Source organism: Rhodoluna sp. (assembly GCF_049276775.1).
Lineage (GTDB): Bacteria > Actinomycetota > Actinomycetes > Actinomycetales > Microbacteriaceae > Rhodoluna.
The window spans coordinates 1-10,983 of record NZ_JBASXC010000123.1 but is presented as its reverse complement, the minus strand read 5'-3'; the positions used below and the strand labels follow the sequence as shown (position 1 = coordinate 10,983).

13 protein-coding genes are annotated in these 10,983 nt (G+C 52.3%); all 13 read right to left on the bottom strand.

Going from position 1 to position 10,983, the window contains the following annotated elements; translation table 11 throughout:
• Window positions 1-64: 64 nt before the first annotated feature.
• Entirely contained in the window at window positions 65-427 is a 363-nt protein-coding gene (gene aroH / locus WAO31_RS07145; protein ID WP_509591928.1) for a chorismate mutase, read from the bottom strand.
• 1 nt (window position 428) lies between these two features.
• Window positions 429-1,175 carry a pseudouridine synthase gene (locus tag WAO31_RS07140; protein WP_509591926.1) on the bottom strand — a complete coding sequence of 249 codons (747 nt, stop codon included), beginning with the start codon at window positions 1,173-1,175 and terminating at the stop codon, window positions 429-431.
• The gene (gene scpB / locus WAO31_RS07135; protein ID WP_509591924.1) at window positions 1,165-1,755 is read right to left on the bottom strand and encodes an SMC-Scp complex subunit ScpB; all 591 of its coding nucleotides are present in this window, start codon (window positions 1,753-1,755) and stop codon (window positions 1,165-1,167) included. Before scpB ends, WAO31_RS07140 begins: the two co-directional genes overlap by 11 nt.
• A complete protein-coding gene (locus tag WAO31_RS07130) occupies window positions 1,745-2,569 on the bottom strand; it encodes a segregation and condensation protein A (protein ID WP_509591922.1) in 825 nt (274 codons plus the stop codon). The genes scpB and WAO31_RS07130 overlap by 11 nt, the downstream gene beginning before the upstream one ends.
• Complete coding sequence (locus tag WAO31_RS07125) at window positions 2,553-3,386, bottom strand: ParA family protein (RefSeq protein WP_509591920.1); 834 nt, start codon at window positions 3,384-3,386, stop codon at window positions 2,553-2,555. The genes WAO31_RS07130 and WAO31_RS07125 overlap by 17 nt, the downstream gene beginning before the upstream one ends.
• A gap of 43 nt (window positions 3,387-3,429) precedes the next feature.
• The gene (gene xerD / locus WAO31_RS07120; protein ID WP_509591918.1) at window positions 3,430-4,362 is read right to left on the bottom strand and encodes a site-specific tyrosine recombinase XerD; all 933 of its coding nucleotides are present in this window, start codon (window positions 4,360-4,362) and stop codon (window positions 3,430-3,432) included.
• A complete protein-coding gene (locus WAO31_RS07115; RefSeq protein WP_509591916.1) occupies window positions 4,359-4,925 on the bottom strand; it encodes an NUDIX domain-containing protein in 567 nt (188 codons plus the stop codon). Before WAO31_RS07115 ends, xerD begins: the two co-directional genes overlap by 4 nt.
• Entirely contained in the window at window positions 4,918-6,594 is a 1,677-nt protein-coding gene (pyrG, locus tag WAO31_RS07110; protein ID WP_509591914.1) for a CTP synthase, read from the bottom strand. Before pyrG ends, WAO31_RS07115 begins: the two co-directional genes overlap by 8 nt.
• Window positions 6,595-6,657: 63 nt before the next feature.
• Window positions 6,658-8,352, bottom strand: a complete 1,695-nt coding sequence (gene recN, locus WAO31_RS07105) for a DNA repair protein RecN (RefSeq protein ID WP_509591912.1) — start codon at window positions 8,350-8,352, stop codon at window positions 6,658-6,660.
• A gap of 3 nt (window positions 8,353-8,355) precedes the next feature.
• Complete coding sequence (locus tag WAO31_RS07100; RefSeq protein WP_509591910.1) at window positions 8,356-9,291, bottom strand: NAD kinase; 936 nt, start codon at window positions 9,289-9,291, stop codon at window positions 8,356-8,358.
• The gene (locus WAO31_RS07095) at window positions 9,288-10,124 is read right to left on the bottom strand and encodes a TlyA family RNA methyltransferase (RefSeq protein WP_509591908.1); all 837 of its coding nucleotides are present in this window, start codon (window positions 10,122-10,124) and stop codon (window positions 9,288-9,290) included. The genes WAO31_RS07100 and WAO31_RS07095 overlap by 4 nt, the downstream gene beginning before the upstream one ends.
• A complete protein-coding gene (locus WAO31_RS07090) occupies window positions 10,093-10,236 on the bottom strand; it encodes a hypothetical protein (RefSeq protein WP_509591906.1) in 144 nt (47 codons plus the stop codon). Before WAO31_RS07090 ends, WAO31_RS07095 begins: the two co-directional genes overlap by 32 nt.
• A gap of 27 nt (window positions 10,237-10,263) precedes the next feature.
• Window positions 10,264-10,983, bottom strand: a 720-nt coding sequence (locus tag WAO31_RS07085; protein WP_509591904.1) for an HAD-IIA family hydrolase, incomplete at its 5' end; no start/stop codon positions are given.

The following is a 10,983-nucleotide window of genomic DNA, read 5'->3' as shown; positions in this document are numbered from 1 at the left end:
CCGATTGAAGTTCCAATTAGTCCAGAGCCAACTATCTTGACCGGGCCTAAAACTCTTGCTTGGCTCACTGGGCTAGGTCCAGGCGCAGCGCTGTTGCGCCTCGCAGGTAAACGTGTTGAATTTCACTTCTAGGGGTGTCAAGCTCCGCGTTGATTAGCACTCTGATAACCCTAGGCATTGCCCCTGCAACATCCATCTCAACAAAGCACATCAGTGGAACATCGCCTAGCCCAAGCTCCCTTGCCGCAAGGGCTGGAAACTCGGAGGTGACATCGGGAGTTGCGGTAAAGAGAATAGAGATCAGCTTTGAGCTATCGACATTATTGGCGTGCAGGGTCTTGGATAACAGCTCGGCCGTTGATTTCAGCAGATGCTCACGCTCGTCGGTATCTAGCTGAATCGCTCCCCTGATTGCTCGAACTGCCATCTCACTGCCTCTTCTTATCGGCCGCTTTCAAAAGGGCTCCGAGCTCTATTTTACTCAGCTGACGCATATGCCCCAGATTCAAATGCCCAAGATGAAGAGGTCCGAATTGGCGTCTAACCAGAGCCACAACCGGAAAGCCGATTGATTCGAACATTCGCCGAACGATGCGGTTTTTCCCGCTGTGTAGCTCTATTTCCACCAAACTGTGATTTCCCGAAGCCGACAGCAGCCTGGCTTTATCAGCCTTGATTGGGCCATCTTCAAGTTCAATACCCGAAACCAACTTGTTCAGAATCGGCTGAGTTATCTGCCCGTGAATCTTTGCCTGATAGGTCTTTGGAACCTCGAAGGACGGGTGCATGAGCTTATGAGCTAAGTCGCCATCGTTGGTCAAAAGCAGCAGCCCGGTGGTCTCGGCATCGAGCCTTCCAACGTTGAACACCCGATCGTAGTCAAGCACGTACTGGCTCAGATCCGGCCGGCCGTGCTCATCCTGCATGCTGCTAACCACCCCAGCTGGTTTATTGAGCATCAGGTAGACCTTGGTGACATCAAGCTGAATCGGCGTTCCCTTGACGATTACCTTATCGACCTCAGGATTGATTCGAGTTCCGAGCTCTTTTACTACCTTGCCGTTGACCTTCACGGCGCCGGCAACAATCATTTCTTCGCAAACACGCCTCGAGGCAACCCCGGCGGCGGCAAGCACCTTCTGAAGTCTTATTCCCTCTTGGCTACTATCGCTCATTGAAGTCACTGGTGACATCTGGAAGGTATGGGCTAATCGGTGGAAGCTGATCCAGAGAATTGATGCCCAACTGCTCAAGAAGCAACGAAGTAGTTCCGTAGTGAATTGCTCCAGTTTCGGAATCGGTATATAGCTCAGTCACCAAACCTCTCGAGGTAAGGGTTCGAACCACAGAGTCAACGTTCACCCCACGAATCGATGCAATCTGACCTCTAGCTATCGGCTGCTTATAGGCAATAACCGACAGAGTTTCAAGAGCCGCCTGCGATAACTTGGTTGGGTTCTCGTTGGCGATAAACATCTTCACGGCCCAGTCGTAGTTTTCGCGAACGTAGATTCGCCAGCCTCCGGCAACTTCCCGAAGCTCAAATCCCCTGGCACCAACGCCATCTTTACCCTCGTAGTCTTCACGGAGCTTGATTACTGCATCCCGGACCTGATTCACCGGAATCTCGAGGGCCGTCGCTAATGCAACCAGCGAGATAGGTGCATCGGTGACCATCAGGATTGCCTCGATGGCTCCCTCGATACTGTCTTCTTGCAGTGTGTTTTCAAATCCCTGATTTTCATCAAGAGTCATAGTCAGCTCCCAGACTTGCTAGTTGTTCATCATCAAAGTGGTCGGCCTGCCAACTGATCAAAAGTTCAGCTAGCGGACCATCTTGTTGCATCACAATCGCCGACAGGCGATAAAGCTCCAACACGGCCAGGAATCTTGCGACTACAACTGCCCTATCTGACTCGCCTCGAATCAGATCGAAAAATGTCAGGCTCCCGGACTTGCGAAGTCGAAGAATTACCTCGGTAGCCTGCTCGCGGATACTAACCGCGGGTGCGTGTAAGTGAGTCAAACCAATTCCTGGAATTTCACGGGGTGTGAAAACATCCTGCGAAAGAGCGTGGAATTCCTCGAGAGTCATAGTCCAAACCAGCTCCGGAGTGCTCTCGCGGAAGCGGTTTTCAATCGGAACATCGCGAGCTATACGCTTGGCTTCGACTTCAAAGCGAGAGGCGAACCAGCCGGATACTTCCTTGAAGGCCTTGTATTGCAGGAGCCTTGCAAACAGCAGATCCCTAGCTTCCAGGAGCGCAACATCTTCGGCGTCAACGAGCTCACCTCTTGGGAGCAGGCTGACAATTTTCAAGTCAAGCAGGGTTGCGGCTATGACCAAAAACTCGCTAGCCTGTTCCATTTCCTCGTGCTCGTCTAATTGCTTTACGTACTGAATAAATTCATCGGTTACGCGAGAAAGTGAAATCTCGGTGATGTCCAACTCGTGCTTTGAAATAAGCGAGAGCAGTAAGTCAAAGGGACCCTCGAAGTTGCTCAGCGTTAGAGCAAAACCGGTGTCCTTTGGGTGCTCAAGCACCTCGGGGCTATGGGGCGCTGCCACGGGCTACTAGCTCTCTCGCGACGGTCCGGTAGTACTCAGCCGCGTCCGAAGTTGGGGCAAATTCGGTAATTGGTAAACCTGCGATTGTTGCGTCGGGAAATTTCACGGTTCGATTCACTATGGTGTCAAATACCTGATCCCCAAAGGCTTCGTAGAGTCTTTCTACTACCTCCCTAGCGTGCAATGTTCTAGGGTCGTACATAGTTGCCAAAATTCCATCTAGCTTGATGGCTGGATTCAACCGGTCACGAACCTTGTCGATGGTTTCAATAAGAAGTGCAACACCGCGAAGTGCAAAAAATTCACAGTTCAGAGGAATAAGAACACCGTGGGCAGCTGTCAGTGCGTTTACAGTTAGCAGGCCAAGCGATGGCTGGCAGTCGATTATCACGACATCGTAGTTGTCAACTACCGGCTTGAGAATTCTGGCAAGGATCTGCTCCCTTGCCACCTCGTTTACCAGCTGCACCTCAGCTGCCGATAGGTCGATGTTCGCCGGGATTACATCAAGATTTTTTATGCTCGAAGGAACGATGACGTCCTGAACTTTTAGTTCTTTTTCAACCATCAGATCGTAAATGGTTTTTATATCGTGGGCCACTACTCCAAGGCCTGCGGATAGGGCGCCCTGTGGGTCAAAGTCAACGAGCAGTACTTTGCGACCGTAGCCAGCAAGCGCCGAGGCTAGGTTGATGGCTGTGGTGGTTTTACCCACCCCACCCTTTTGGTTACACATCGCAATGATCCGAGCTGGACCGTGAGAAGCCAAGGGGGCGGGGATTTCAAACTTTGGCCGTTTTACTGGTCGCTGTGCCATGAATCCTCCCGAGCTAATAGCCTACCCGCCCAAGTCAAGACCCCTATTTGCGGGCCCTTGGATGGCTCGTGGCGTAAACCTCCCTTAGGGCATCTACGGTCACAAGAGTATAAATCTGTGTGGTCGCAACCGACGAGTGGCCCAGCAACTCCTGCACCACTCGAACATCCGCCCCGCCCTCGAGAAGGTGGGTAGCAAAAGAATGCCTCAGGGTGTGGGGTGAAATCTCACCTGTGATCTTGGCCTGATCCGCTGCATCACTTATTATTTGCCAAGCCGACTGCCTGGAGAGCCTGGTGCCGCGTTGGTTCAAGAACAGCGCCGGGCTTCCTCGCCCCTTTCCAATCAGCGCTGGTCTTGATCGAACCAGATAGGTGCTAATTGCACGCTGCGCAAAACTACCAACCGGAACAACCCGTTCTTTGGATCCTTTTCCAAAAAGTCGGATCATGGTTGGGTCCAGCAAGTCATCGAGATTCAAAGCCGTAAGCTCGCTGATTCTGGCCCCCGTTGCATAAAGCAGTTCCAAAATTGCCCGGTTTCTCACCCTTGCGATATCAAGTGCGGTAGCATCCTCAGTTTCGGGATCGGGCCCCGAAACTTCGATGAGCTTCTCAATTTCAAAAATACTGATCGCCTTCGGTAGACGCTTGGGAAGTTTTGGGGGTTTTATGCGCGCGCTTGGGTCGCCGTCAGTGATTAATTCGAAGAGCCAAAACTTATGAAGGCCCCGCACTCCAGCTAGCATCCTGGCAACCGAGTTTGAGGCAAGGGCCCCGGATTCAGCGATTGATTGTAGGTATTTCGAAACTGTATCCTCAGAGATCTCAGAAGGCTCGGAGATTTTTTGTTTCTGAAGAAACTGTAGGTAACCGCTTAGATCTCTGCGGTAAGCGGCAACGGTATTTTTGGCAAGGCCACGCTCGATGCTCAGGTGACGAAGGTATTCCTCCACCAGTTGAGCGAGTGACTTCATTTGCTCAAGATACCCGTTTTTAGGGCGTAGGCCATTATGCCAACCACTGCGGTTGGACTCTTGATTTGTGAGCTCAGGACACTTTCTAAAGCCTGCCTAATCGGCACCCAGCTCTTTGGCATGTCTTTTTCTTCACCCGAGGTGACGTATTCAGAATTTGCATCAGTCAGACCCTTGGCAACGAACACCGTAATGGTTTCGCTGTTACCACCAGGGGTAGCGTGAAAGCTGATCAGCTCTTCCCAATCACTCGCCTCAAGGTTCGCTTCTTCCGCAAGCTCGCGCTTGGCACAGTCAAGTTTTGACTCACCTGGAACATCCAATAACCCTGCCGGGAACTCCATCAAAAAACTACCCACTGGCCTTCTGTACTGCTTCATTAGCAGCAACTCATCTTTATCGTTGATGGTCAAAACCGCTACCGCTCCGGTGTGCTTTACGTACTCTCGGGTTAGCTCTTCCCCGTTGAAATCAAAGGTGTCGGAAACTAAATCCCAAACCATACCCTTGTGAATTACACGGCTTGAAGTCGCCGGAATATCGACCGGTTGGTCGTTAGGCATCCTTAACCTCAAACAGGCGGCTAGCATCCTGGCGCTTTAGGCTTGCGTCAACTAGGCCAACAAACAGCGGATGACCTTTAGTCGGACGAGACTTAAACTCCGGGTGGGCCTGAGTTGAAACGTAGTAGGGGTGAACATCTCTTGGAAGTTCTAGAAACTCAACTAGAGTCCCATCTGGTGAGGTTCCTGAGAATACTAAGCCGCCTTTTTCAAGCTGCTCTCGATAGGAATTGTTAACTTCATATCGATGACGGTGTCGCTCGACCACGGTGTCGGTTCCGTAGACCTCGGCGGTAATTGAATCTGCCGACAGCTTCGCCTCAAATGAACCGAGCCTCATGGTTCCACCCATTTCACCGGCGGCAAGAATATCAATTTGCTCTGCCATGGTCGCAATCACAGGATGCTTGGCCTCTGGATCGAACTCGGTGGAAGATGCCCCCTCGAGACCGACTACGTTTCTGGAATACTCGATGACCATGCACTGAAGTCCAAGGCAAAGACCCAGTGTTGGAATCTTCTGCTCTCTGGCAAATTTCAAGGCCCCGAGTTTTCCTTCGATGCCTCGAACTCCAAAACCACCAGGAACACAGATTCCATCCACATCGGAGAGCATCGCCGCGGCACCCTCCTCGGTCTCGCAAGAGTCAGACTGAACCCAGCGAATGTTTACCTTGGTCTGGTGCGCGAAGCCGCCGGCGCGAAGGGCCTCCGTGACTGAAAGGTAGGCGTCTGGTAAGTCAATGTATTTTCCAACCAGCGCAATCGTGACCTCGTGCTTGGGTTCGTGCACGGCTGTTAGAACGCTCGACCACCTGCTCCAGTCGATCGCGTCAGCCTTTAGGTTTAGGGCATTAATTATGTAGGAGTCAAGTCCCTCATCATCCAAGACGGTCGGGATTTCGTAAATGCTCGGGGCATCAGCGGCATTTACAACTGCTTTGATGTCGACGTCACACATCAGCGCAATCTTTTTCTTAATCGATTCGGGAAGCTCGCGGTCGGAGCGGCAAACAATTGCGTCCGGCTGAATACCGATGGAGCGAAGCATGGCCACCGAGTGCTGAGTGGGTTTGGTTTTTAGCTCGCCGGATGGCCCAAGGTATGGAACCAGAGAAACGTGAACAAAAAACACATTGTCACGACCGATGTCGTGACGCATTTGTCGGGCGGCCTCAAGAAATGGCTGAGACTCAATGTCCCCAACTGTTCCACCAATTTCAGTAATGATCACATCCGGAACTGGATCCTCGTTAGCCTGCAGTCTCATGCGGCGTTTGATTTCGTCGGTGATGTGAGGGATCACCTGAACGGTATCACCCAGGTATTCGCCTCGGCGTTCTTTGGCAATTACGGAAGAATAAACCTGCCCGGTTGTGACGTTTGCCGCTCTGGAAAGGTTGATATCTAGAAAACGTTCGTAGTGACCGATATCAAGATCGGTCTCGGTGCCATCTTCGGTGACAAAAACCTCACCGTGCTGGAAAGGGTTCATCGTTCCAGGATCAACGTTTAGATATGGGTCAAGTTTTTGCATGACCACAGATAGGCCACGAGCTCTGAGAAGGTTTCCAAGACTTGCGGCAGTTAGGCCTTTTCCAAGTGAAGAGGCGACCCCTCCGGAGACGAAGATGTGTCTAGTTCTGCCCGGATCCAAGGTATCTACCATGGAATCCCAGCTTACTAGTTGAATTGCCCAAGGACTTAATGCCCCCCTTGCGACACGAAAAAATTACTTGGCCAGAGCCGATTGGGCCAGATCTAGAAGCTCTTTGGCATGGGATTTTCCGCTTTCGGATTCGCTAAGTCCAGACAGCATTCGAGCCAGCTCCTCGACTATCTGCTCGCCCTCGAGGGCAACTACGTCGGTTGCCGTGTATTCGGCAGATGAAGACTTTAGGACCCGAAGGTGCCTACTCGCAAAGGCGGCCACCTGGGGCAGATGGGTCACCACAATAACCTGGGCGTTTTTGGCCAACATAGCGAGCCGTCTTCCAACCTCGGTGGCGGCTGCTCCGCCAACTCCCGCGTCGACCTCGTCGAAGATAAATGTAGGTGCCAATTCGCTTTTGGCGAGAACCACCTCGATTGCCAGCATGATTCGAGAAAGCTCTCCCCCCGATGCCCCCTTACCAATTGGCCTAGGCTCGGCACCAGGGTACGCACTTAGCAAAAGTGAAACCTGATCACAACCAAAGGAAGCCAGCTCGGGCAATCTGGCAACTTGAACGTCGAGGCTTGCTCCATTCATTGCCAAAGCCGCAAGCTCTGAGGTGACTGCGACCGATAGCTCGGATGCGGCCTTCGACCTAATTGCGCTCATCTTTTCGGCTAGCTCATGCGATTTCTTAGCCAGCTCGCGCTCTTCCGAGGTAAGTTTCTCGATTGCCTCATCCGATGAGTCGAGCTCCAATAACCTTGCGCCAGAAGTATCGAGGTACGTTATGACCTCATCGAGGCTAGGTCCATACTTTCGCATTGCCGTGGTCAGCTCTGCCCTGCGCAACTGAATGGCCTCGAGTTCTTGGGCTCCGTCACTATCAAGGGATGCGATGTATCCAGAAATGCTTGCGGCTGTCTCATTCAGAGAAAAACCAATTTCCTTCAGCTCTGAGGCATACTTTGAAAGCTCCGGGTCGTGGTCACTAACCTGCTCGAGTGCCCTCCTTGCCTTGCCTATCAGGGTAATGGCGTCCCTGCCCTCGTCAAAAGACTCGCTACTTAGCTCTTCGTGAGCCTTAGCCGCTGCAATTCGAAGCTCTTCTAGGTGGGTTAGCTTGGTGGCCTGCTCAGCAAGTTCTGTATCCTCGCCCGGTTTTGGATCAAGCTTTGTTAGCTCCTCAACGGCTGCCCTAATGGCATCGGCCTCGCGCGCTCTAGAGGCTGACTCGGCTCTCAGCTGCTCTAGAGAAACGGCGACCTGCTTCCAGGAAGCAAAGACCTCCGCGTATTGCGTTGCGAGGACTTCAAGGTCAGAGCCCGCGAACTGATCGAGAGCTTCGCGCTGGGCGGCAGCTGATTTGAGTCTAGTTTGATCAGACTGACCGTGAACCACCACCAGGTGCTCCCCTATCTCGGAGAGAATCCCGACTGGCACTGACCTTCCGGACACCACCGCCTTAGAGCGTCCCTCGGAAGAAACCGAACGAGAGAGAATCAACTCTTGATCCTCGACCTCAATGCCCGACGAGGTGATTCGGTCCAGTGCATCCTTTGGAAGGAGCCAGCGTCCTTCGACAAACGCATGATCTTGCCCTTTTCGAATCGAGCTGGAGTCACTTCTTGAACCAAGTAGGAGACTTAGGGCGTTTAGCACCATAGTTTTACCCGCACCGGTTTCGCCCGTTATGACCGTAAGTCCTGGACCCAGATCAAGCTGGGCGTCGCTTATCACGCCAAGATCGCGAATGCGGATTTGCTCTATCAAGAATTAATCCCTTTTAGAATCGGGCCCGCGCCAACCTTCGACGGGGAGCGAAAACTTCTTAACCAATCGGTCGGTAAATGGTCCCTGACGCAATCTCGCTAGGCGAACTGACTTTTCGGACTTTCTAACTTCAACCCTCGCACCTGCCGGAAGATCGGTACTTCTTCGGCCATCGCACCACAAAACACCGGCGCCAGCTGATCTATGTAATACCTCAACTGCCAAAAGAGAGTTTGGGCTGATCACAAGGGGTCTAGCAAAAAGAGCATGGGCGCTAAGGGGGACCATCAACAGAGCATCAACCGAAGGCCAGACCACAGGACCACCTGCCGAAAATGCGTAAGCCGTTGAGCCAGTGGGCGAAGACATGACTATGCCATCGCAACCAAAACTCGAAAGTGGTCGCCCGTCGACTTCAACAACAACTTCGAGCATGCGCTCCCTGGCGCTTTTTTCAACCGTTGCCTCATTCAATGCCCAAGTCCGGTAGACCTCTTTACCCTCCAGCTTGACACTAACTTCAAGCGTCAGGCGTTCCTTTACGAGGTAGTCCTTTTCGACAACTCGAGCGATTGTTGAGCTGATTTGGTTTTTCTCACTCTCGGCCAAGAATCCAACGTGACCCAGGTTGATTCCAAGTAGGGGGGTCTGAGATTCACGCACCAGCTCTGCAGCTTTCAAAATGGTGCCGTCTCCCCCGAGCACAACGGCAAGTTCGAGGTCGAGTTCCGAGACATCTTTACCAAGCTCCAGAATTTGCTTGGCGGAATCGGCTGACCCTTCTGACTTGGCGTATTCCAAAGTTGCGGCGCGCTCCAAAGGATCCATCACGGGAGTAATTCCGGCAGCAAGCAAGGCCTCGATGCACTCGATAGTTGCCGAGAGCGCCTCAGTCCTGGCGGTATGGGAAACCAGCAGTACGAGCCTGCGATCGTTCATTTTCCCTCCCTGGCCAGTTGCTCAATTCTCTCAGTCCATTTTGACCGATTTGGGGCAACTGTTGTATTAATCCAAAGCAGGTATTCAATGTTCCCGTGAGTGCCCGGCAATTCAGACTTTTCCAATCCAAGCACCCCAAGACCAAGCTCGTGGCAGCAATCCACAACCTGTTTAATGGCAAATGCCCTGAGCCGGTGGTCAGAAACTACCCCCGACGCACTCAAGGACTGCTTTCCAACCTCAAATTGGGGCTTTATAAGTAGTACGAAATCGGCAATTTCAGCCAATTTGGCTAGGGCCGGAAGAACCAGAGTCAAAGATATAAAGGAAAGGTCGGCAACCACCAGGTCAATTTTGAGCTCGGGGTCGGAAGTTAGCTCCCGAAGCTCAGAAAGGGTTATCTCCCTTGCGTTGATTCCCTCGTATGACTGAACCCTTGGGTTATCCAAGAGCTCTGGCGCAAACTGCTCGTGGCCAACATCGATTGCAACAACCTGGGATGCGCCATGCCTGAGCAGGACATCGGTAAAGCCACCGGTTGAGGCCCCAACGTCAAGGCAGGTTTTTCCAACCACTTCGAGTTCTCCGAAGGCATCGAGTGCTCCCTTTAGCTTTAGCCCCGCTCTAGAAACATACTCATCGGCCGGGATAATGGTTATTTCACTGTCAACCGCAACAGACTGCGAAGGTTTGGTGAGTTCGCGATTGCCAATTAGCACGCGCTTGGCCTTCACTAGGTCTGCAGCGTGACCGCGAGATCTGGCAAGGCCTCGCTCAATAAGAAGTAAATCGATTCGAAGATTACTCAGAGTCTTGCGGCCTTGAGTCGGCAATCATCGCTTCTAGCTGCTGCCTAATTGCCTCAAACGCAGCGGGCTGCTGATCAAGTGGCAATTCGCGGGCCTTTGCAATCTCACCCGATAAATCATCCAGTAGTTCTGACATGCTATTCCTCTTTTCCTAAACTAAAGACTATTCGTAAAGCGCCGACTCAACATCGAGAAGGTGAATCGGTGTCCCACACTCCCAGATCGAAAGGCAAGCGGCCTTTAGCGCATCCAGGGACTTAGGGTCACCGAAGCTAACCACCACCTTCTCTCCCAAAATCTCAACCTCGGCGTCTCCAAGTTTGAAGCCGCGCTTAGTTTTTGTCGGTGCTCTATAGGGACTTAGTAAATCCTTGAGAGTTCCAAGGATGAAGGCAGGTCTTGAATCAGGCCTTGCGCCAAGTAGTTCTTTACGAGTTGTGACACCTGTCATAACCAGGGCCGAGCCGATTCCGGCCTTATTTGCACCGACAACGTCGGTATCCAAGCGGTCACCGACATATATTGCACTCTCGGCACCAAATTCGCGCATTGCTGTTTCAAAAATAGCTCGCTCGGGCTTTCCAGCAACAATTGGAAGTTGTCCGACGGCTGTGTGGACTGCAGAAACCAGCGTTCCGTTTCCGGGCGCTAGTCCGCGCTCCCTCGGAATTGTCCAGTCTTGATTGGTGGCAACCCATTTAGCTCCACCTTGAATCGAATAGCTAGCCTCGGCTAAATCCTTCCAGCCGACATCTGGAGCAAAACCCTGGATAACCGCGGCTGGTTTTTCCTCACTTGATGAAACGAGCTCAAAACCTGCGTCAATCACTTTCGAGCGAAGACCTTCGCCGCCGACAACCAATACTTTCGAGCCTGGTGGCAC

Bases quoted from the DNA above. Each gene is read 5' to 3' on its own strand.
- aroH (WP_509591928.1), bottom strand. From the start codon at position 427: ATGGCAGTTCGAGCAATCAGGGGAGCGATTCAGCTAGATACCGACGAG.
- WAO31_RS07090 (WP_509591906.1), bottom strand. From the start codon at position 10,236: ATGTCAGAACTACTGGATGATTTATCGGGTGAGATTGCAAAGGCCCGC.
- WAO31_RS07100 (WP_509591910.1), bottom strand. From the start codon at position 9,291: ATGAACGATCGCAGGCTCGTACTGCTGGTTTCCCATACCGCCAGGACT.
- pyrG (WP_509591914.1), bottom strand. From the start codon at position 6,594: ATGGTAGATACCTTGGATCCGGGCAGAACTAGACACATCTTCGTCTCC.
- WAO31_RS07115 (WP_509591916.1), bottom strand. From the start codon at position 4,925: ATGCCTAACGACCAACCGGTCGATATTCCGGCGACTTCAAGCCGTGTA.
- WAO31_RS07125 (WP_509591920.1), bottom strand. From the start codon at position 3,386: ATGGCACAGCGACCAGTAAAACGGCCAAAGTTTGAAATCCCCGCCCCC.
- xerD (WP_509591918.1), bottom strand. From the start codon at position 4,362: ATGAAGTCACTCGCTCAACTGGTGGAGGAATACCTTCGTCACCTGAGC.
- WAO31_RS07140 (WP_509591926.1), bottom strand. From the start codon at position 1,175: ATGAGCGATAGTAGCCAAGAGGGAATAAGACTTCAGAAGGTGCTTGCC.
- scpB (WP_509591924.1), bottom strand. From the start codon at position 1,755: ATGACTCTTGATGAAAATCAGGGATTTGAAAACACACTGCAAGAAGAC.